General features: G+C 42.9%; 19 protein-coding genes. 4 read left to right on the top strand and 15 right to left on the bottom strand.

All coding sequences use genetic code 11. From position 1 onward, the window contains the following. Window positions 1-92: 92 nt before the first annotated feature. The 5 genes from secF to queA all read right to left on the bottom strand — a co-directional run bounded on the left by secF (window position 93) and on the right by queA (window position 5,681). Window positions 93-1,037, bottom strand: a complete 945-nt coding sequence (secF, locus tag L1D50_RS02770; RefSeq protein WP_128727688.1) for a protein translocase subunit SecF — start codon at window positions 1,035-1,037, stop codon at window positions 93-95. A 9-nt stretch (window positions 1,038-1,046) separates the two neighbouring features. After that, on the bottom strand, window positions 1,047-2,906 hold the full coding sequence (secD, locus tag L1D50_RS02765) for a protein translocase subunit SecD (protein ID WP_128727687.1): 1,860 nt from the start codon (window positions 2,904-2,906) through the stop codon (window positions 1,047-1,049). A 24-nt stretch (window positions 2,907-2,930) separates the two neighbouring features. After that, on the bottom strand, window positions 2,931-3,269 hold the full coding sequence (gene yajC / locus L1D50_RS02760) for a preprotein translocase subunit YajC (RefSeq protein WP_010374166.1): 339 nt from the start codon (window positions 3,267-3,269) through the stop codon (window positions 2,931-2,933). Window positions 3,270-3,289: 20 nt separating this feature from the next. Further along, entirely contained in the window at window positions 3,290-4,429 is a 1,140-nt protein-coding gene (tgt, locus tag L1D50_RS02755) for a tRNA guanosine(34) transglycosylase Tgt (RefSeq protein WP_138523672.1), read from the bottom strand. A 214-nt stretch (window positions 4,430-4,643) separates the two neighbouring features. Next, entirely contained in the window at window positions 4,644-5,681 is a 1,038-nt protein-coding gene (gene queA, locus L1D50_RS02750) for a tRNA preQ1(34) S-adenosylmethionine ribosyltransferase-isomerase QueA (RefSeq protein WP_239965463.1), read from the bottom strand. Between the two features lie 321 nt (window positions 5,682-6,002). Here queA and L1D50_RS02745 point away from each other — a divergent pair, with 321 nt between their 5' ends. Continuing rightward, the gene (locus L1D50_RS02745) at window positions 6,003-8,510 is read left to right on the top strand and encodes an EAL domain-containing protein (RefSeq protein WP_239965461.1); all 2,508 of its coding nucleotides are present in this window, start codon (window positions 6,003-6,005) and stop codon (window positions 8,508-8,510) included. Between the two features lie 158 nt (window positions 8,511-8,668). Next, window positions 8,669-8,866, top strand: coding sequence for a hypothetical protein (locus L1D50_RS02740; RefSeq protein ID WP_010607165.1), 198 nt, complete (start codon window positions 8,669-8,671; stop codon window positions 8,864-8,866). 89 nt (window positions 8,867-8,955) lie between these two features. Here L1D50_RS02740 and L1D50_RS02735 read toward each other — a convergent pair whose 3' ends face one another. The 10 genes from L1D50_RS02735 to L1D50_RS02690 all read right to left on the bottom strand — a co-directional run bounded on the left by L1D50_RS02735 (window position 8,956) and on the right by L1D50_RS02690 (window position 19,694). Further along, on the bottom strand, window positions 8,956-9,846 hold the full coding sequence (locus L1D50_RS02735; protein ID WP_239965459.1) for a hypothetical protein: 891 nt from the start codon (window positions 9,844-9,846) through the stop codon (window positions 8,956-8,958). Then, a complete protein-coding gene (locus tag L1D50_RS02730; protein WP_239965458.1) occupies window positions 9,843-10,415 on the bottom strand; it encodes a hypothetical protein in 573 nt (190 codons plus the stop codon). Before L1D50_RS02730 ends, L1D50_RS02735 begins: the two co-directional genes overlap by 4 nt. Further along, window positions 10,408-10,947 carry an RNA polymerase sigma factor gene (locus tag L1D50_RS02725; RefSeq protein ID WP_239965457.1) on the bottom strand — a complete coding sequence of 180 codons (540 nt, stop codon included), beginning with the start codon at window positions 10,945-10,947 and terminating at the stop codon, window positions 10,408-10,410. Before L1D50_RS02725 ends, L1D50_RS02730 begins: the two co-directional genes overlap by 8 nt. 122 nt (window positions 10,948-11,069) lie before the next feature. After that, window positions 11,070-11,981, bottom strand: a complete 912-nt coding sequence (locus tag L1D50_RS02720; RefSeq protein WP_239965456.1) for a hydrogen peroxide-inducible genes activator — start codon at window positions 11,979-11,981, stop codon at window positions 11,070-11,072. A 108-nt stretch (window positions 11,982-12,089) separates the two neighbouring features. Further along, complete coding sequence (locus L1D50_RS02715; RefSeq protein WP_128727679.1) at window positions 12,090-13,358, bottom strand: inorganic phosphate transporter; 1,269 nt, start codon at window positions 13,356-13,358, stop codon at window positions 12,090-12,092. Window positions 13,359-13,394: 36 nt separating this feature from the next. Next, entirely contained in the window at window positions 13,395-14,072 is a 678-nt protein-coding gene (locus tag L1D50_RS02710; protein ID WP_010607159.1) for a TIGR00153 family protein, read from the bottom strand. 142 nt (window positions 14,073-14,214) lie between these two features. After that, window positions 14,215-14,916 carry a phosphate signaling complex protein PhoU gene (phoU, locus tag L1D50_RS02705; protein ID WP_010607158.1) on the bottom strand — a complete coding sequence of 234 codons (702 nt, stop codon included), beginning with the start codon at window positions 14,914-14,916 and terminating at the stop codon, window positions 14,215-14,217. Between the two features lie 23 nt (window positions 14,917-14,939). Beyond that, window positions 14,940-15,767, bottom strand: a complete 828-nt coding sequence (pstB, locus tag L1D50_RS02700; protein ID WP_010607157.1) for a phosphate ABC transporter ATP-binding protein PstB — start codon at window positions 15,765-15,767, stop codon at window positions 14,940-14,942. 27 nt (window positions 15,768-15,794) lie between these two features. After that, entirely contained in the window at window positions 15,795-17,444 is a 1,650-nt protein-coding gene (pstA, locus tag L1D50_RS02695) for a phosphate ABC transporter permease PstA (protein WP_128727678.1), read from the bottom strand. A gap of 15 nt (window positions 17,445-17,459) precedes the next feature. Beyond that, complete coding sequence (locus L1D50_RS02690) at window positions 17,460-19,694, bottom strand: ABC transporter permease subunit (RefSeq protein WP_128727677.1); 2,235 nt, start codon at window positions 19,692-19,694, stop codon at window positions 17,460-17,462. A gap of 305 nt (window positions 19,695-19,999) precedes the next feature. Here L1D50_RS02690 and L1D50_RS02685 point away from each other — a divergent pair, with 305 nt between their 5' ends. Beyond that, complete coding sequence (locus L1D50_RS02685) at window positions 20,000-20,506, top strand: ACT domain-containing protein (protein WP_128727676.1); 507 nt, start codon at window positions 20,000-20,002, stop codon at window positions 20,504-20,506. A gap of 119 nt (window positions 20,507-20,625) precedes the next feature. Beyond that, a complete protein-coding gene (gene ppk1 / locus L1D50_RS02680; protein ID WP_128727747.1) occupies window positions 20,626-22,722 on the top strand; it encodes a polyphosphate kinase 1 in 2,097 nt (698 codons plus the stop codon). Window positions 22,723-22,739 lie beyond the last annotated feature (17 nt).

Genomic DNA, 22,739 nt, shown 5'->3' with positions numbered 1-22,739 from the left:
ATGTAATATTTTAGAAACAATAAAATGAGATTTTGCCAACAACAAAAAAGCGGCACGAAGGCCGCTTTCGGTTATCACGTCAAATTCTATGATTAAGGCATAGCGTCTAAGTCTGCACCTTCTTTTTCGACTTCTACCGGGATCAAATCTTCTTTACTAACGCCCATTGCCACTGCAACAGAGCTTGCAACGTAAACAGAAGAGTAGGTACCGATAAACACACCGAATAATAACGCAGTTGCAAAACCATGTATGGTTTGACCACCCCATACGAATAACGCAACTAATACTAAAATAGTCGTTATTGAAGTCACTAATGTACGGTTAAGCGTTTGGGTCAGTGAAATATTGATGATCTCTAAGGTGTCGTCAATGCGTACTTTACGGAAGTTTTCACGAATCCGGTCGGACACAACGATAGTATCGTTGAGTGAGTAACCGATCACCGCCAATATTGCCGCCAAAATCGTTAAGTCAAATTCAAGACCTAAGATTGAGAACAACCCCATAGTCAGCACAACATCGTGAAATAACGCTGCAACAGCACCTACGGCAAAACGCCATTCAAATCGAAAAGCAACGTAGATCAAGATACAAATAAGCGCAGTTAGCATCGCCAAACCGCCCTGCTCCTTGAGATCTTCACCGACACTCGGGCCTACGAATTCGATGCGACGCATAATTACGCTTTCATCCGCTTGTTTAAGCGCTGCAATGAGTTGGTTACCCAACACCTCTGCTTTCACATCATCTCCGCGTGGTGCGAGTCGTACGAGTACTTCTTGGCTCGAGCCAAAAAGCTGTACAGAAGCATCAGCGAAACCATTTTCGGCTAATACACTACGTACCTTTGCTAAGTCTGCAGGCTGCGAAAACCCAACTTCAACTGCCGTACCACCAGTAAAGTCCAAACCAAAGTTTAGCCCTTTCACCATGAACGAGGCAATTGAAGCCAAGATCAACAATGCCGAGAAAGCCATTGAGAGCTTTCTTGCTGACATAAAACGGATAGTGCTTTTTAAGTTTAATAATTGCATGCCCGTCTCCTAGATTGATAGCTTAGTGATACGTCTGCCACCGATAATGGCATTAATAACCGCACGTGTACCAACAATCGCTGTAAACATTGAAGTAATGATACCGATAGCTAAGGTTACCGCGAAGCCTGCAATTGGGCCCGTACCGACAGAGAAAAGGATCACTGCTGCAATTAGGGTCGTGATGTTGGCATCAAAAATCGTACTAAATGCACTGTCGTAGCCATGATGAACGGCTTGCTGTGGACTGCGGCCTTCCGCAATTTCTTCACGAATACGTTCAAAAATAAGTACGTTTGCATCAACAGCCATACCAACTGTTAACACGATACCGGCAATACCAGGCAGCGTCAGTGTAGCACCTGGGATCATCGACATCACACCTACAATCATGATGAGGTTAGCCGCAAGGGCTAGGTTTGCTACCAGACCAAAACCTTTGTAGTACAGCAACATAAAGGCAAGAACAAAAGCAAAACCAAGGACAACCGCTGTCATACCAGCTTCAATATTCTCCTGACCAAGGCTTGGACCTACAGTGCGCTCTTCAACAATTTGAATTGGCGCAACCAATGCACCGGCGCGAAGTAGTAAGCTTAGGTTATGTGCCTCTGCAGGGCTATCAATTCCGGTAATACGGAAAGAGCTATTTAAACGTGCTTGAATCGTTGCAACGTTAATCACTTCTTCCACTTTGATTGGGGGTAACGCTTTACCGTTTTCATCTTTCTTGCCTGATGGCTTGTACTCAATGAAAACCGTTGCCATACGTTTACCGATGGCACGTTTGGTGAAGGCGTTCATTTTTGCCCCACCTTTGCTATCAAGCTTGATATTCACCTGGGGGCGCTGATATTCATCCATACCAGACTGCGCGCCGGTGATATGTGTACCTTCAAGGATAACACGCTTTTTAAGCACAACCGGATAGCCATCTTTATGTGGGATCACTTCTGTGCCAGGAGGAGTGCGGCCTTGTGCCGCTGCACGTACGTCAGCATTTTCATCTACTTCACGGAACTCAAGTGTCGCAGTGGCACCTAGAATTTCTTTTGCCCGAGCCGTGTCCTGAACCCCTGGAAGTTGAACAATTATACGCTCGCCACCTTGACGTTGAACATTAGGTTCAGCAACACCAAGTTGGTTAATACGGTTACGAATAATGGTTTCGTTTTGCTTGATAGCGTATTCACGCAGCTCTTTATATTTAAGGTCGCTAAGGCTTGAAAAGAAAGCGAGGCTGTCGCTACTATCATTGATGAAATCGTTACCAGGGTAACGCTTTCTCAAAAAGCTCATCGCCGCGTCTTTATCTTCTTCTGAACGCATCGTTACTTGTACACGTTCACTATTAGAGACACGACGTACCGAACGATAGCGCAATTTCTCTTCACGCAAATCGCTCTTGAAATCTTGCTCCATTTGCTCAAGTGCATTGTCCATCGCCGTGACCATATCCACTTCCATTGTGAAGTGAACACCACCACTTAAGTCTAGACCAAGCTTCATCGGGTTTGCACCTAAGTCTTTTAACCACTCAGGTTGTGCAGGAGACATATTGATTGCTGAAATGTAATCATCGCTTAAGCTATTTCGCAGAATATCTTGTGCTTTAAGCTGATCTTCAACATTTTTAAAACGAACAAGGATTTGACCATCTTCTAGTGCAGAAGATTTCACGGCAAGGTCGTTCTTTTGTAGGGTTTCGTTAACTTGATCTAGTACACTGAGCGTCGCATCAGCACCTTTTGTGCCAGATACTTGTATGGCCGGATCGCGGCCATACAAGTTAGGTGTGGCATAAAGAATACCGATAGCTAACACAGCGAGAACAAGTAAGTACTTCCACATTGGATACTTGTTTAACACTGGGCTATCCCTTTATTGTTATTCTTATAGAGATTTCATTGTACCTTTAGGTAACACTGCTGAAACCGCTGACTTTTGCACTGTCACTTCAGTTTGGTCGTTTAGTGCGATTACAACAAAGTCTTTATCATCAGCAACTTTTGTGATTTTACCCACAAGTCCACCTTGAGTTAGTACTTCGTCACCTTTGCCTAATGCACCCATTAGGTCTTTGTGCTCTTTAACACGTTTAGCTTGTGGACGGTAAATTAAAAAATAAAATACCAGACCAAAAATACCTAACATGATTAGCATTTCCATGCCACCACCAGCCGGTGCTGCCGCTGCAGTGCTAGCATGCGCGTTTGAGATAAAAAAGCTCATTTCACTTCCTCGTTTATAAATTAATTATTTTCTGTCAAACCAACGTCAGCCAACTCTGGCACCGCAATGCCACGGCGCGCATAAAAGTCTTCGACAAATTCATCAAATGTACCTTCAGACAAGGCATTTCTCATTCCTTCCATTAAACGTTGATAATAACGTAAGTTGTGGATGGTATTGAGCCGAGCGCCTAGAATTTCATTACACTTATCTAAGTGATGTAAGTACGCTCGAGAGTAATTCTTACAAGTATGGCAATCACACTCCGCATCTAGTGGGCTGGTATCTGTTTTGTGTGCTGCATTGCGGATTTTCACCACGCCGCCAGTCACAAACAAGTGACCATTACGAGCGTTACGCGTTGGCATTACACAGTCAAACATGTCGATACCACGACGCACCGCTTCAACCAAATCTTCAGGTTTACCAACGCCCATTAAATAGCGGGGTTTGTTTTCCGGCATTTTATACGCGCATTGGTCAAGAATATTGATCATGTCTTCTTTTGGCTCACCAACTGATAAACCACCGAGTGCATAACCGTCAAAGCCGATTTCTTCTAAGCCCTTTTGCGACTCGGCACGCAGTTCTGGGTACATACCTCCCTGAATAATACCGAATAGCGCAGAAGGGTTGTCACCGTGTGCTTCTTTAGAGCGCTTTGCCCAACGTAAGCTTAGCTCCATCGAGTCTTTTGCTTCTTTTTCTGTCGCTGGATACGGCGTACACTCATCAAAAATCATGACGATATCTGACCCTAAGTCGCGCTGTACTTCCATTGCTTTTTCTGGTGATAACATAATCTTTTCACCATTAACTGGAGACTTGAATAGCACACCTTCTTCCGAAATTTTACGCATCGCACCAAGACTAAATACTTGGAAGCCGCCTGAATCGGTCAAAATCGGCTTATCCCAATTCATAAAATCATGCAAATCGCCATGCTGTTTGATGATCTCAGTGCCAGGTCTTAGCATCAAGTGGAAGGTATTCCCTAGACAGATATGTGCGCCCGTTTCTTTGAGCTCATCAGGGGTCATGCCTTTTACTGTGCCGTAAGTACCAACAGGCATAAATGCAGGCGTTTCTACCACGCCACGGTCAAAAATCAAGCGACCTCGGCGAGCCTTACCCTGTTTGCTATCTAATTCAAATTTCATTGTTACCTCGTTGTCGGAAAAACAGTCCAACTTTGACTAAAAAACGTGCTAAGCCAATGCTTAGGGCAGTGATCTTTCGATTCTACCAAGATTACTAGCGCAATTCTAATATTGGGATAAAAAACACAAAGTCCATATCGAGCTTGCAACTTTAAAGCCATAAAACGCAAAATGCCCAGCAATACTGGGCATTTTAATAGTTGTACGACGTGAGTTACTTATCTTGCTTTTGCAAGAACATCGCATCACCGTAACTAAAGAAGCGGTATTTTTGCTCAATGGCAGTTTGGTAAGCCTTCATAATATGCTGTTGCCCTGCAAACGCACTCACTAACATGATTAGCGTTGATTCTGGTAAGTGGAAGTTGGTCACCATTGCATCGACTACGTTAAATCGGTAGCCCGGATAAATAAAAATATCGGTATCGCCGTACAGTGGAGCAATTTCACCGCCGTTTGCTTTAGCGGCAGACTCGAGTGAGCGCACAGATGTGGTACCTACAGCGATCACCCGTCCCCCTCTGGCTTTAGCCGCTTTAATTGACTCCACGACTTCTGCTGAGACCTCGATGTATTCTGAGTGCATAACATGCTCTTCTACTGAATCGACTCGCACTGGCTGGAACGTACCCGCGCCCACATGCAAAGTAACAAAGGCCATCTCAACACCTTTATCTTTTAGCTTGGCCATCAATTCATCATCAAAGTGCAGCCCTGCGGTAGGTGCAGCAACAGCGCCTGGTTTCTCACCATAAACAGTCTGATAACGCTCTTTATCTTCATCATCGTCCGGTCTGTCGATATAAGGGGGCAAAGGCATATGGCCAATTTTATCTAAAATAGCCAATACATTTTCTTCGCCCTCGAATCTCAGCTCAAATAATTCACCGTGGCGCTGAACCATTTCTGCGGTTGCTTGGCCTTCAAGCTCAATCTTGGTACCAGGCTTTGGCGACTTGCTCGCTCTGACGTGAGCAAGCACAGTACGCTCATCTACAACGCGCTCAACCAGTACTTCTAGTTTTCCACCACTGGCTTTTTGACCAAACATACGAGCAGGAATAACTTTAGTGTTATTAAAGATGATTAAGTCTTCTGGATTAATGAGTGCCAAAATATCTCTAAATACCTTGTGCTCTATTTCACCACTATTGCCATTTAAGGTAAGAAGACGACTGCTAGAGCGTTCCTTCATTGGGTGTCTGGCAATCAACTCATCAGGAAGATCAAAACTAAAGTCTGCTACGCGCATGGAAAGGCCTCATTTCTAAAAGTGCGCCAAGTCTAGTGCGGTGTTTTGGCGAAATCAAGTGCTTGTAACCTTGCGTAAATACCTTTAACCTAGCGAGTCTACAGCGGTAATCACCATGAAAAATTTTGTACGGTGTGCACCTTTGTTCAGTGTGTTCTTTATTCTTTAAGTTTTAACAATAACTTATCGCTATCGGCTATGATTTCAAGAGCAAAGTTCGACTTACTGTTTGATTGTTATCAAGCAGAGATTAAGTGCGATTTGCTAACTTAAAGACAAGCCCAACGATTGTGTCGCAGTATCTGGTGAGGTTTTTTTATTGTGTCTAGACAGCTAACGTTGCTCATTGTTAACGCCAGTGCTCACGAGCGTCAAACCTTGACCAAAACTCTTAGTGCATTAGATGTCTTTACTATTATTGCTAAGTCGGACTCTCAAGATGCGCTAAGCTTGTTGAAAACCCAAGCTGTAGATTTAGTGATCACCGGCTTGGATGTTGGCAAAATAGATGGCTGGCGATTCTCGCGCATGATCCGTTCAGGTTTGCTCGCAACACAAAAAAATACACCCATCGTACTAATTCCACCAACTTATTGTGAGCGAATAGCTGAAACCACCGCCCGCAGTTATAGTATCGATGCCGTGCTACCTTTTGAGCGTCAAGACATGTTACCTCAAATTTTGGCCAATGTGCTGTCAACGCATTTAGACAAAAGTAGTCGTCTCAACTTACTCTTATTAGAACCCAATCAACAGCGTGCCCAAAAAATTTGTGAACACTTATCGCACAATTTTGTTTGCACCCATGTAAGCTCTGCGGCTAACGCTTTATCGCTATTTCTTCAAGATGATTACGCCATTATTTTGATGGACACAACATCTAATTTGTCAGGTTCCGCAGAAAGCTTAGTAGAAAGTATTCTTAAGCACCGCCCAAGCCAAGCAATCGTAACTATTATTGACAAGCGCGATGCTGACCATGCCGAACAACTATTACTGTTAGGCGTTACCGACTTTGTTCGAGCACCTTACGATATGCCATTTTTAAGCAAAGTATGTGACCATGCGGCACGACGAGAAGATTTTATGGTGAGCTACGCAGAGTTTGCCAATAAAGTCGAGCAACTCAGTCGCAGTGAAAGCCGCTATAAAGATTTATTTTCTGCGCACCAACGGATCTTGCTGCACCTTAGAACTGTTGTCGTCGAATTAGATTTGAAAGGCGCGATCCGGTTTATAAACCCTGCATGGGAATACCTCTCGGGGTTCGGTATTAAATCAAGCCTCAATACTCAACTCAGCGATTACATTGCCAAGGATGAGCTTGAAGCCTTCAACAAAGTCATTGGGGAAATTCAAAGTGGTGTAAGGCAGCATGCGCAAGTAGAGCTGCAGCTCAGCCATAAAGCTGGACATTTGGTATGGATCGAGTGTCGCTTGCAACTTATCAAGAACACCTCAAGTTCGGTCGCTATTACTGCAACACTCGATAACATTCACGAGCGTAAGCAAGCTGAACTGCAACTCAGACACTTAGCGCTACATGATACACTTACAGGCTTACACAACCGCTACTACTTTGATCAGCAATTAAATCAGCTATGTAATGAAGTAAAGTCCGCAGAAGATATAGAGCATGCGCTAATTTATATCGACTTAGATCACTTTAAAATCATTAATGACAGTAAAGGCCATCAGCAAGGAGATATCGTACTCAAAGAAGTATCTGAGTTATTTGGCGACAAAATAGGTGAAGAGCATCTAACTTTTCGTATTGGTGGGGACGAATTTGCTGTGCTGCTTAAGCACACCAACCTGCTAGACGCTCATATGTGCGCTGAAAGCATTTGTATGGCTATCGAAGAACATAAGTTTCACTTTGAAGATAATGCATACTCTCTCAGTTGCTCCATTGGACTAACGCAAATTACCAATGAAAATGCAGATCCCAGCGAGTGTTTGAAACAAGCAGATATAGCCCTTTATATTGCCAAGAATCTCGGCCGAAACTTGGTCCATTGTTATAACAAAGAAGATGAGCAAAACCAGACGCTACAAACCGGTTTAGAGTGGGGACATAGTGTTAGGCAAGCACTCCAAAACGATAGCATCGAACTCCACTATCAACCTATCTGGGATTTCAAAAAACAACAAATAGCCTATTACGAAGCACTGCTCAGATTAAAGATCAACGGCGAGACAATTTACCCAAATCAGTTTATTCCCGCATTAGAGCTACTTAATGATACATTTTTGATGGATCAATGCGTGATCAGAACTGCCATTAAAGCACTGGCTGAACATGAGATTTTGAGCCAAGTAGCGATTAACTTATCTGCACATTCATTTTTAGATGAACGACTTCAGCCCCACATTCAAGCGTGCTTAAAAGAGCATCAAGTTTCAGCTAATCGCGTTATTTTTGAGATCACAGAATCTGCCAGCATTAACAATCTTAATGCAACCCAGACGATGATCAAAAATCTGAATGATCTTGGCTGTCATTTCGCTATTGATGATTTCGGGACAGGCTTCAGCACTTTTAGTTATCTAAAACAACTACCCGCACAGCATGTTAAGATAGATGGCTCCTTTGTTCGAGACATGCTCAACGACCCAATTGATCTAGCGCTGGTTAAAGCCGTCAACGATATTAGTCACTCATTAGATAAGTGTTCAGTTGCTGAATATGTCGAAAACAGAGATATATTTCAAAAACTTAAGGAAATAGGTGTGGACTATGGACAGGGTTACTTTATCTCGAGACCACTCCCTATTGAACAACTAGCGAGAAGTGCGAAAACTATTTTATCTCTAAAAACAGCGTAGTAACATTTTTATACTAAAGGTTACTTTTACTTCTTGCAAAGTCCACTATAATTAAAAATACCAGTTTAAAATGTCTCCAAATTTTAGGGTAACACCTTAATTTTATAGACATTCAAAGGATTGAGTTACATCTTGCTATGGACTTCAAGGGGTAAATTATGCTGTCATTATCACTGTTTTTACTACTTGCAAACTTGCTTATCGCTTATCAATGTTACCGCTATGCCAACACAAAAGGATATCCGGTAAAGTTGTTCACAGGGCTGGGCTTGCTACCCTACTTTAATCTAGTGGTTTGGGTTTACTTACTCTTTTTACCAAATTTAACTACGGCAAAAAATATTGAGCAGGCTTAACGCGAACAAGTTTAAGTTCCTTCATAAATAAAACAGCATTTAGCTATGCTGTTTTATCTTGTCACTTTTTTACCCCAAACTCAGATTACCTAAAAACGATAGCTAGTTACTGTCTCAACAAGCTGTTTTGCCGTTTTCTCACCTTTAACACATTGCTGCACCAAGGATTTTGGATAAACATATATATGTTTATTGTTAGCATTACTGAGTTCGCTGTAAATAAAGCTTATGTGCTCATTTCTAGGTAAGCGTCTTAAACCCGCACCATAGTCACATAAGCTTCGGGCTAAGCTGGTTACTAGCATTTTCTCGAGTGCTCGCTGCTTTTCTGCTTTCTCTTTCGCGCGTTTGACCCGTGAAGCCTCAAGACTCGCTTTCAGCTTATCTTTAAGGTCTTTTAATTCCGAATCCTTAAGTGAAAGCTTTTCTATGCGCTTTTCAACTTCTCTCAATGACTCGGTAAATTCTTTTACTTGATCATCACTTTCGTGCCTTTTCGCAAACTCCAGCTCCGCTTTTTGCCGTTCAAGCTCCCGTAATTGAATTCTATTTTCTCTTTCTTTTTCTACGGCTTCGCGAACCTTTTCGGCTCCTGCTCTGACTTTCTCGGCAGCATCCGAATAGGCTTGAGAAACAGCTTCAGCTATAGGCTGTGAAATCTCGACTTGCGTGATGTCCATATCGAATTCTGGCAGTTCAAACTCTCCTATTGCTGCGACATCATCCAGATTGTCGATATGAGAGATCCACTCCAACCGGTGCCGACGTTTTAATGCTAGTTCAAACACAACTCCCTGATCTTTCAAATAATAGCCAGAAACACTACGGATTTGATCTTGCGTGTCATGCTGCAGTGCACTTAGCAGTACCCGCTCAAAAATAGCAACCTCGCGCTTTAGCGCTTCATCAATAATTTGGGCTTGGGCAAGGCTTGTAGTAATGGCAGCGACAGCGCCAAAACAAAATGGAATTAACTTCATGGTTTACCTCGATACTGTGCTAAATTTTGTGTCGGTGTCTGCTCAACTTGCTCTGCTAACTCATTCAATTGCAGCCTAAGTAGAGCTTGATCTTGCGCTCTTTGTGCCTGGATCAGATCGACGAGATTATTCATTGCCAAACTGCGCTCTTTACGGTTTTGTTCAACTACTTGAGTTGCTAACTTGGCAAGCGTGGCTTGATCTATTGGCTTAGTCTCATCAAGTTTTGCAAGCATGGTCTGTATAGCACTTTGCTGCTGTGCCAATTGCGTTTGTTGAACGCTCAACTGTTGGTGTAAGCCTAAATTCTGTAACCAAAGTCCCGAGACACCAAGCCCAACAACAAGCCAAGCTGCGACGGCAGCCACTGGCCAAGCGCGAGTTTGATGTCGCAAAGTGAGCTGTGATGGAGGGGCTTGCTCTTCAAAGCTAGCAGCATGCTTCTGCCAAGTAACAGCAGCATTCATCATTTCCCGGTACTCACTACTGGCCTGAAGTTCAGCCAACTCTGATTCAGTCAGTACTTCACCATCTAACCACTGCTCGAATAAGTGTGCTAATTTAGCCATGTTTTTGCACCTCAAGTTGCCCTTTCATCTTACCTAGCGCACTGTATAGCCTAGCCTTCACCGTATTACTTGATAACTCAAGCTGCTGTGCAATTTCATCAAAAGTGTAATATTGGAAAAACTTTAGCTCTACGACAATCCGCTGCTCAAACGGTAGCTGTTTCAGCGCAATATATATCTCTTCGTTACTTTGCTGTTGCACTATTTTGGTATCAGGTCCGTATTGTGAAGTCTCAGGTTCTTTACCTTCAATCGATTCAAACTTATGTTTTCGCATGTGATCCACAACCCTTGCATGGGTGATTTTAAATACCCAAGTCGAGAACTTAGCATCACCATTAAAGGTATGCAGATTTCGATACATACTTAAAAATACATCTTGAGCAATATCTAGCGCGTCTTGCGGATTGCCAACCAGCCTCAAACATTGGTTATACACACGGCTATGATGCTGGGCGCAAAGCTTTGACCATGCTCCTTGATTACCTTGCAGTGCTCTTTTTATTAATTGTTTTTCGCTGTTAAAAAACACGCAGTCCACTCATCCAATCTTCTCACTAACTATTAATCGTAGCGGCTGCAAAAAAAGTTGTAGGGGCGGAAAAATTTTTGCAAAAAAAAGCACCTTTAAGGTGCCTTTCATATTCATTACTATTACTTAGACTGACATTGACCACTGATGTAGCCACCAACAAAGTCACTAAACAGTCTAAAATCTCTGATCCGCCCGGTAGTACGACGCCAAATCAAACCAATCTCACGATATGCATGATCTTGCGGTGGCATAGCCACTAAAGGTTTCCCCTCCAAAATCCCTGCATTGATAGCCATTTGAGGCAAAAATGTCACGCCATTTTTGTATTCCACCATACTTAATAAAGTATGTAGGTTTGCCGCCTCAAATGGATTAATGCATGCGCTACGATTTAAGTGGCAAGCGCTAAGTGCATGACCGGTCATGCAGTGCTCTTTTTCGAGTAAAAATACACTTTGCTCAGGCAGCAGATTAAAGTCCTCAATTGGCTCTGGTACACTGTACTCTGCATGTCGAACCAGACTAAAATGATCTTTTGCAAGCACTTGAGTATGAAATTTATCCGTTCTATAAGGTAGTGCCAACATTGCCATATCAATATGGCCATGCTCTAGCTTGTCCAGTAAGTTGTCACTGGTATCTTCAACTAGAACCAAATTAAGCGATTCAAACTCCTTTTTGCACGCCTGATAAAGTGGCGCGGCGATAAAACTGGCAATGGTGGGAATAATTCCTAACGTCAACTTACCAGACAATGGGTTTTTGTAGCTTTTAGTCAGCTCTTTAACACTCATGGTGTCATCAATAATTTTCCGAGCTCGCTCAACCACTTCTTCCCCAATATCGGTAAACATTAGGCTGCGATTTTCGCGTTCAATTAGCTGACATCCCAATGTCTCTTCAAGGTTTTGTATCGCGCTACTTAACGTCGACTGACCAATAAAGCATGCTTCCGCTGCACGACCGAAATGTTGGTGCTGATGCACCGCAAGAAGGTATTGTAGTTGTTTGATACTAGGTAGATTCGTCACAAGCTTTACTCTTAATTTTCAACAGCACAAATAAAAAGACCCCAACACCAAAGGTGTTGAGATCTTTTCAAGCTAAAAGTCTGTCTTTTTGAAAAGTGCGGTGTATCTTTATACGCCGAACACCAATCTCAAAATATAGAATATAACAATAGCAAGGGCAGCACCAACTGGCAATGTAATTACCCAAGAAACTACGATGTTACGAATAACACCCATGTTTAATGCCGCAATACCACGCGCCATGCCCACACCTAATACCGCACCAACTAGGGTTTGGGTGGTAGAGATTGGTAAGCCTGTGCCTGATGCAATTACTACTGTGGAAGCAGCAGCAAGTTCAGCTGCGAAGCCGCGGCTTGGAGTAAGGTGGGTGATGCCTTCACCAATAGTTTTGATAACTTTCTTACCAAGGATCGCAAGACCCGCAACAATACCTAAACCACCTAGTGGTAAGATCCACCAAGCTAGGGCCGCTTTCTTAGCAATTTCACCGTCGTTTTCAACAATGTTGACCACTGCCGCTAATGGACCAATTGCGTTAGCAACGTCATTCGAACCATGCGCGAATGCCATACAACATGCAGTTAGTACCATAAGGATAGCGAATACTTTTTCAACATTGTTGAACTGCATTTGCTTGTCTGCATTGGGATCCATTTTTAGTTTAGCAATCGCTATTTTACCGATAATAGCAATAATAATTGCAATCCCGATAGCAAGGGCAAAACCTTCGACAGTGCCGAGTTTAATACCAATATGCTTAAGGCCTTTTTTGATAGTAACCAAAGACATAACAAAGCCCGCTAGACCCATGTAAATAGGCACAAAACGTTTAGCATTTTCTAGTGGTTTATTGGTATCGAAGATGAGCTTCTGGGCACTCATAAAGATGAGATAGGCAATAAAGCCGGAAATAGCGGGGGTGACAATCCAGCTACCAACTATACCTGCAACCTTGCCCCATTGGATTGCTTCACTGCCCACGGCAACTAACGCGAAACCAATGATTGCACCAATGATTGAGTGTGTCGTAGATACAGGCCAACCTAACATTGAAGCCATCAATAGCCAGCTACCCGCAGCGAAAAGTGCAGAGATCATTCCTAATATCATCAGTTCAGGAATATCAATGAAAGGAGTAGAATCTATGATCCCTTTTCGGATCGTTGATGTTACCTCACCACCAGCAAGATAAGCACCAGCGAACTCGAAGATCATAGCAATAATAATTGCTTGTTTAATGGTAAGTGCTTTTGAACCTACCGAAGTACCCATAGCATTCGCAACATCGTTTGCGCCAATACCATAAGCCATAAAGAAACCAACTGCTGCGGCAATTAAAACCAATACAGTGCCGTAGGATGCAATGATATCCATAAGAAACCTTACTTTATTTTAAAAGATCGATTTTTATTAACGAGCTAACATCAGCTCAAGACGTGAACCAACGCGCTCTGCGATATCTGCAAGCCCACCTACCCATTCAATGATCTTGTATAAGAACATCGCATCAATTGGATTAAGCTCGCTTTCAACAGCGCGTAACTCTCGACGAATTTTGATTTGCATATCGTCGGTATCTTGCTCGATGGCATCAAGCTCAACTAGCATTTTTTCAACTAAAGTGACTTCACGGCCTCTAAAGCCTGTCTCAAGCAGTTCATCAAACTCGTTAATCGCTTCTGATGCTTGTTTAGTTGCGTCCACACAACGCGTGACGTAAGCAAGAAAGTCTTTTTGAATGGATTCAGGGATGACCATTTCACGACCGATAACGCGACCTGCGATATCTTTCGCTTTGTTGGCTATCTTATCTTGGTGGGTGATAAGTTCCAGTAAGTCAGTCCGTTCTACTGGCATGAATAAACCACGAGGCAAATGTAAGCGTACTTCACGCTTGAGTTCATCTGCTTCACGCTCTAGGTTGCGGATTTCAATGCGAATTGCATCTGCTTCTGTCCACTCCCCTTTGAAGACATGGTTAAAAAATGGGATCAAAGCCGCACTGGCCTGATGGACTATTTTTATATGCTCTTCAATTGGCTTAATAGGAGATTTAGCAAATACCCCTAAAAACGCGTTACTAGGCATAACTGACCCTTAAATCATATTTGTATGCATGTGCAGAGAGTAATTTTACAGCATTGAGCGCCGTTGTGAACGGTTTTATTGCAAGTTTAGATGAACTTACTATGAAATTGCGCGCCGAAAGCGCGCAACTAGTTGATAAGCATCACAAGGTTTTTGCGATATCTTCTTGAGATGTATGGCGAATATCTTTGCCATTTACGAAATAAATCACGTATTCCGCAATATTCTGACAACGATCGCCTATACGCTCCAATGAGCGCACAGACCAAATTAAATCCATGATTTTTGGAATAGAGCGTGGGTCTTCCATCATATAGGTCATAATTTGACGCGTTACGGCTTCGTATTCACGGTCCACTTTGGCATCAGCTTTATGCACTTCAAATGCCTTTTGCGCGTCCATACGAGCAAACGCGTCAAGCACATCATGCAGCATTTGCGACACTTGGCGGCCCATGTTGTCAATATTTACCAATAAGTCTTGCTGATCTTTGGTAAACGAATCCAACGCAACTTTGGCAATTCGCTCAGCTTCGTCTCCGATACGTTCAAGATCTGCAATCGTTTTTGCGATGGCAACGACCAAACGCAAGTCACTGGCTGCGGGCTGTCTTTTCGCAATTATACGTGTACATTCTTCGTCAATATTCACTTCCATCGCATTGACTTTGTAGTCGTTCTGACTGACTTTTTTCGCTTTTTCAGCATCATTGTGGTTAACCGCATCAAGCGCAGTGTTTAATTGCTGCTCTACCAGTCCACCCATACTGAGTACGTGATTTCTCACGTTTTCTAGCTCTTCATTAAAGCGGCCAGAAATGTGCTTATTAATATTGTGTTCCATGATATTCTCCTCGCAAGCTCGTCTTAACCGTAACGACCTGTAATATAGTCTTCTGTTTTCTTCTTAGACGGCGTGGTGAATAAGGTATTGGTATCTGCATACTCAATTAACTCACCCATATACATAAACGCAGTTTGATCAGATACACGCGCAGCTTGCTGCATGTTATGTGTAACGATAACTACAGTATACTTGTTTTTCAGATCGTTAATGAGTTCTTCGATAACCAATGTTGAAATCGGATCGAGTGCTGATGTTGGTTCATCAAGTAGCAACACTTCAGGTTCAATCGCGATAGAGCGAGCAATCACCAAACGCTGCTGCTGACCACCGGATAAACCAAATGCACTGTCATGAAGTCGGTCTTTTACTTCATCCCAAAGCGCGGCGCCACGGAGTGACTTTTCAACCACTTCGTCTAACTTACGCTTATCTTTGATACCTTGCAGGCGCAGACCATAAACCACATTCTCATAAATAGATTTAGGGAAAGGGTTTGGCCTTTGGAATACCATGCCTACGTTACGGCGCAGTGCCGCAACATCTACGCTCTTGTCATAAATGTTCTGCCCTTGAAGGTTAATTTCTCCTTCAATACGACAGCTATCAACCAGGTCGTTCATGCGGTTAATACAACGCAGTAACGTTGACTTACCGCAACCTGATGGACCGATAAATGCGGTTACTTGCCCTTTTGGGATCAACATATTGACGTTGCTAAGGGCTTGTTTATCACCATAGTAAAGATCTAGGTTTTTGATCTCTAGTGCGGTGAGTTCTGGACTTAAGTTTGCTAAATCAAGCTTGTTATTGCCGTTTGCTTGATTGACTTCTGGCGCTACTGTAATCATGTTTTTACCTATTAAAAATCTTTACTGTTAATGCTCTAACGATCTGAACTTTTCGCGTAAGTGGTTACGAATACCAATCGCTGTGATATTCAGTGCAATAATCACTGTAACCAATAGGAACGCGGTTGCATAAACCAAAGGTCTAGCAGCTTCAACATTCGGGCTTTGGAAGCCAACATCATAAATATGGAACCCTAAGTGCATAAACTTACGATCCAAGTGAATATAGGGGAAGTTTCCGTCTAGTGGTAGTGTAGGTGCCATCTTTACTACACCAACTAGCATAAGAGGAGCTACCTCGCCCGCAGCACGTGCGACAGCAAGAATAAGACCCGTCATAATTGCCGGACTTGCCATTGGTACTATGATCCGCCATAGAGTTTCTGCTTGAGTTGCACCAAGCGCAAGTGAACCATGACGCACTGAGCTTGGGATCCGAGACAAGCCTTCCTCCGTGGATACAATAACCACTGGTAAAGTAAGAATGGCAAGTGTAAGTGCAGACCAAATCACACCAGGTGTACCAAATACAGGGCTTGGCGCTGCCTCAGGATAAAAGAGTTCGTCAATTGAGCCGCCCAGCATATAAACAAAGAATCCTAAGCCAAATACCCCATATACAATAGATGGAACACCTGCGAGATTTATTACCGCGATGCGGATCATCTTAGTCACGGCATTCTTTGCTGCATATTCATGGAGATAGATAGCAGCAACCACACCAAAGGGTGTCACGATCACTGCCATCAGCATAACCATAAATACCGTACCGAAGATTGCTGGGAATACCCCACCTTCGGTGTTCGCCTCGCGCGGATCATCGCTCACAAATTTGCTAATTTGCACTAAGTAGTGGCCCGCTTTGGCAAAAAAGCCCATGTCATTAGGAAACCAAACATCCAATACTTGGTACAGCGGTAAAATTACTTCTTCGCCGCGCATATCGCGAACAACGACTTGGTCACGCTTTGCTTGCTTTCTTAGTTCAAAAAGACGCTTTTCGAATACTTTGTAATCTTCACGCAGCTCTGCACGGCGTGCATTAAGTTCTGCTAGCTTCTCATCAGTCAGTTCGTTATCTAACTGATATGACTTTTCTTTTAAGCGTAAGCGCTCAAGTTCATAGTTAATATGGCCGATTTCACTGTTTTGTAGATCTAGTGCCTCTTCATTTAGATCTACGGCACGCTCAACTAACTCATGCAGTTTTTTAACTGGTTGCTCCGTAACAACTTTGCCATCCTCTAAAACGCGGGCAACATAACCATAGAAATTACCATTTTTACTACGCTCAAATACCGCTAATTCCGCTGGTGTAGACTGGCTTTTGATGTCTGTTGATAACACCCAACGGAAATCAAGCTCTACGTATTCACGGTTACCTGTTTTTAATAGTAAACGCTCAACATTTTCACCTTCATATCCAGACAGATCATATCCAGCCGCTTCCAGACGAGATTTTGGTACCATCTCACGATCGTATATTTCACCAATTACCGTTTGCTTAGCAACTGAGCCGTCGAGATGCATTTCTACAACTTCTGATGGCCAAAAGAAGCTCAATCCTTTCCACGCTATCATCGCAAGTAGTCCAATTACTGAAATCAAACTAATACTGACCGCGCCACCTGTCATCCAGATCCACGGAGAACCTGACTTAAACCACTGTTTTACCATGTCATGTCACTCCAATTACATTGAACTGTACTTTTCACGCAGCTGCTGACGAACAAACTCAGCAACGGTGTTAAATACGAAAGTAAAAATAAACAATACAAAGGCAGCTAGGAACAAGATGCGATAGTGAGAGCTGCCAACTTCAGACTCCGGCATTTCCACCGCAATGTTTGCGGCAAGCGTACGCATACCTTGGAAGATACTCCAGTCCATGATTGGCGTGTTACCGGTTGCCATCAATACAATCATCGTCTCCCCTACGGCGCGACCAAGACCCATCATCACAGCAGAGAAGATACCTGGACTTGCTGTCAGCAATACAACACGAACCAAAGTCTGCCACTGCGTTGCACCGAGTGCTAATGAGCCATTTGAAAGGTGTTTAGGTACGCTAAATACCGCGTCTTCTGCAATAGAGAAGATTGTGGGAATAACCGCAAAGCCCATTGCGATACCCACTACTAGGGAGTTACGCTGGTCGAATGTTAGACCTAGCTCGTTGGTCAAATATTGGCGCACATTACCGCCAAACAGCCAAGACTCTATACCACCGCTCATAGCAAATGAAATCCAGCCTACGATAAGTACAACGGGGATCAGCAAGATTGAATGCCAACCTTCAGGCACCAAGTGTCTTATTTTTGCAGGTAGCTTAGTCCAGCCAAATGCCGTTGCTATCATTGCTATTGGCAATAGCACTAATAAAGCAACCACGGCGGGTAGATGCGTTTCGATTAAAGGAGCTAGCCACAGGCCCGCCAAAAAGCCCAAAATAACCGTTGGTAGTGCTTCCATTATCTCTACCGTCGGTTTAACCACTCGACGTAATTCACTCGACATGAAATAAGCGGTGTAGATTGCTGACGCTAGTGCAATAGGTACCGCAAATAACATAGCGTACATTGCTGCTTTAATAGTACCGAATGAAATCGGCACTAGGGAAAACTTAGACTCAAAGTCATCACTAGCTGAAGTTGATTGCCAAGTGTAAGCTGGCTCTGGATAACCTTCGTACCACACCTCTTGCCACAATGCAGACCAAGTTACTTCTGGGTGTTCATTGTGTAGCTCTACCACAGTTAATGTATCATCGGCGAGTAATAAAGCCGCATTCGCACGCGGCGCTACCGCAAATTTCTGTACTGCTTTGTCTGTGACTTTACCTTGCCATAAGTGCGCTTCACTGGTGGTGTAATATAGACCTAATTGACCATTTTCGTTGGTCGTGAAAAAAGTACGACGATAGTATTCACTGAATAGTTTTACCTGTTTGCTCTTTGGTGTCTCAAAAGAGCGGATTTTAGCAAACTGACGTCCGTCATCGGTATTGACCTCAAACCACTGTGAAACTTCACCGTTGTCGTTAGCAAGCATTAATGAATTGGCACCCGCTAGCAGGTTCATATCGACCAAGTTGGCGTTTTCTTCGTTTGCAGCAAGCAATTGGAATAACTCAACTTCAGAAGCATAGCGAGAATCAAAGACGTAAACCTGATTTGCTGAGCGAACAAATGTGCGCGATGTGTCTGGAGAAATAAGTAACTCATCAACACGACCATCAATATCTAGCTCGGTACGCTCAACTGCCCACTCAACCTCTCCAGTAAACATGTTTTCTTCTGCAACAAAAGAAGCAAAAATAACTCGTTTATCAACAGTTTGAGCAACAACAGCGGTTTTGTCTTCGAAGTGACTAAAGGCGAACTTACGAATTGCTTGGCCTTGTTCGTCGACAATCAGCTGTTTCGCATTAAGTGGATAACTTAAACGAGGGGTTAAAACACGTTGATTTCCCGGAAAGCTGACCGTGAACATCGGCTTCACTAGCTGTACTTGACCGTTATCCAGACCAAATGCATATTGCCCCAAGAAAGGCGCACTCTCTGCAAATGCTGTGACATTACCGTCAAGTTCAACATCCAATGTATCTAGTAATTTACCGGCGCTTTCACCTTTGATCTGGTAATAATCTACCGACCCCTGGCTACCAAGTAAGTACGCAATTTCAGTTTGTTCTTCTACTCCTACACCTAAATATGTTTTGTCTTGTGTAAGCTGAATATCCATACGCTTTTCAACCTTTGCTGACTCAAAGATTGGTTGAACAACATACAACAAATAGAAGAAGATAAGTAAAAGTGCGACTAATACCATTACCCCACCAGAAGTAATGCCAAATTGTGCAAACCTGTCTTTAAAGAGACGGCTTCTATCCGTTTTAAAGGATGGCTTTTGCGGATTTGAAGTCATCAATATACCCTTTGGTTTAAAAATTGGGGGCATTATATTTCATCAAGATGACAGTTGTGTTACACCTGAGACACAATTGAACTTTCTTCAATCGATATTGGTCATCAAGTTTATTATAAAAATAATGGAACTAATCGGCTCAAAAAACGCTCTGATTGTTAGTCTAGAGTAAATACGAAAAATCCGTTGCATTTCTTTACATTAAGTGTTTCTAGACACTGGACAAAGTGAGTTTTTAGACTAGTCTAAATCATGCGCCGAATTCGTTTTTTCGCCTACGGGCGCCACAAAAAAAGAGACATGATATGAAGCAGTTAATATTAACACTTATAGGTAAGGACCGACCGGGTCTCGTTGAGGAAATCTCTTCTACTATTCTTTCTAACCATGGTAATTGGCTAACCAGTAACTTAAGCCATCTTGCCGGACAATTCGCGGGCATAGTACAGGTTGAAGTTGCTGAAGAACATTTGCAGGAAATACAAGATGCATTGCATAAATTGCCAGGTTTGGACGTTAGCGTTGAATCAGGCGAAAACCAGCAAGCGCAGGATGAACCAGATACATTAAATTTAATTATTACAGGTAATGACAGACCGGGAATTGTGCAAGAGCTTGCTACGGTTATTCGTCACAAAGGCGCAAATATTACGCACTTAACTTCAAAACAAGGTAGCGCACCTAACTGGGGGCTGCCTATTTTCAGCGCTTTTGCGACGGTTACTTTACCTGCAGGCACAGTCAAAGAAAACGTTATTGAAGCGCTCGAATCAATCACCAGTGATTTGATCGTAGACATAGAAGAAAGTTAAGACCTTCACTATACTCATGAAGGTCACATGACAAACACGACAGGCGCGTTGTGTTTGTCATAATTATGTCACACACCCTGCTTAAGCTGTAAAAATAAGCTGTACCTATGGAAAGAACCATGCAGGCCGTATCTCCAGAGCATAAAACTATCACGTACTTTGCCAAAGAATTAAGCTGGCTCTCTTTTAACGAACGCGTGTTACAAGAAGCCAAGGACTCAACCAACCCGATCATTGAGCGGATCCGGTTTCTTGGCATATTTTCCAATAACTTGGATGAATTTTTCCAAGTTCGTGTAGCGGATGTAAAGCGTCGTATCTTATTAAATAACCTCCCTGATACCAATTTCGACGAAGATGAAGCACTGCTCGCTGACATTCAAAAAAAGGTATTGGAACTGGGTAAAAAATTTAGTGCTATTTATGACCAGATCCTCATCGATTTAAATGAGCATCATATCCATATTAAGCAACCAGACGCGCTATCGGATTTCCACAAGAATTGGTTGGCTAACTACTTTAAGGACCAAGTACTGCCTCACCTATTGCCAATGATGATTAACGAAAGCAAAGACTATTCGGATAATATCAATGACACCATGACCCACCTATTTGTGGAGTTAAATGGTGAGAAGCAGCATCATGCCTTTTTAGAAGTTCCCACTGACCGTCTGAACCGCTTTGTCCAGCTGCCACCGGAAAAAACCAGAAGGCATAAAACAATTGTGTTGCTTGATGACGTTATTCGATTCTTTATTGCCGATGTGTTTAAGAGCTTTTTCAAATTTGAGCGCATTGAAGCCTACTCGATGAAGCTCACTCGTGACGCAGAGTACAACTTAGATGACGAGCTTGAAGAAGGCGTGTTAGATACCATGTCAAAAGGTCTCAAACAGCGCTTATATGCTGAGCCTGTACGCTTGGTATACGAAGAATCAATGCCTGAAGAAATGTTAAAGTTGATGAAAAAACGCTTGGGAGTGACAGGCCAAGATGCCATGATCCCTGGTGGTAGATATCGCAATTTCAGAGATTTTATTTCTTTTCCAAACGTTGGACGTGGTTACCTAGAAAATAAGCCATTGCCGCCGCTTAAAAGTGCAGCTTTTTCAAAATACAGTAGCGTCTTTCGCGCGATTTCTACTCAGGATATTTTACTGTATTACCCTTATCATACCTTTAACCACATGCTGGAATATATCCGCCAAGCAGCATTTGATCCTAGGGTGACACAAATCAAGGTCAACATATATCGGGTTGCCAAGCAATCTCGCTTGATAGGCTCATTGATCAATGCAGCAAAGAACGGCAAAAAAGTGACCGTGATGGTTGAATTAAAAGCACGTTTCGACGAGCAAAACAATATTGAGTGGGCAAAACTCATGAGTGAATACGGTATTAAAGTCATGATTGGCATACCGGCGCTCAAGGTCCATAGTAAGCTTTGTGTGGTTCACCGTAGAGAAAAAGGCAAAATCGTCAAATATGCACATATAGGTACGGGTAACTTCCACGAAAAAACGGCTCGGATTTATACTGATTTCAGTCTGTTTACCAAACACCCCGATATTACGGAAGAATGCGATAGTGTGTTTCGCTTTATTGAGAGTAGTTACCTGCCGTTTAAATTCGAACACCTGATGATTTCCCCCATCAATGCACGTAGTCGAATTGTCGAGTTGATCGATGAAGAGATAACTCATGCAGAGCAAGGACGAACAGGAAAAGTAACAATTAAGATCAATAACTTAGTTGACAAGCAGCTCGTTGATAAGCTTTACGAAGCATCACGCAAAGGCGTCAAGATCCGCCTCATCGTGCGAGGTATGTGTGCCCTTGTACCGGGCCTTGCACAGTTTAGCGATAATATAAAGATCATTAGCATCGTCGATCGTTTCTTAGAACACCCGCGAGTGATGATTTTCGACAACAACGGTGACCCCAAGGTCTATATTTCCTCAGCGGACTGGATGACCCGTAACCTTGACCATCGTGTTGAAGTCGGCACGCCTATTTATGCCGATCATTTGAAGAAACTAATTATCGATATTATTGAATTGCAATTTAAAGATCGCACCAAAGCCAGAGTTATTGACGCCGAACAGAAGAATCTGTACGTTCGCCGAGGTAACCGTAAAAAAATTCGCTCTCAGATCGCGATTTATGACCATTTAAAAAAATGGGAGTTGCACCAATTAAATGAAGCGAAAGAATAACCGTTGAGGAAGAATAT

It is taken from the genome of Pseudoalteromonas sp. Isolate6 (genome assembly GCF_022398435.1).
GTDB lineage: Bacteria > Pseudomonadota > Gammaproteobacteria > Enterobacterales > Alteromonadaceae > Pseudoalteromonas > Pseudoalteromonas galatheae.
Note: the sequence above shows the minus strand (reverse complement) of the source record. Positions and strands in the feature narration are given on the sequence as shown.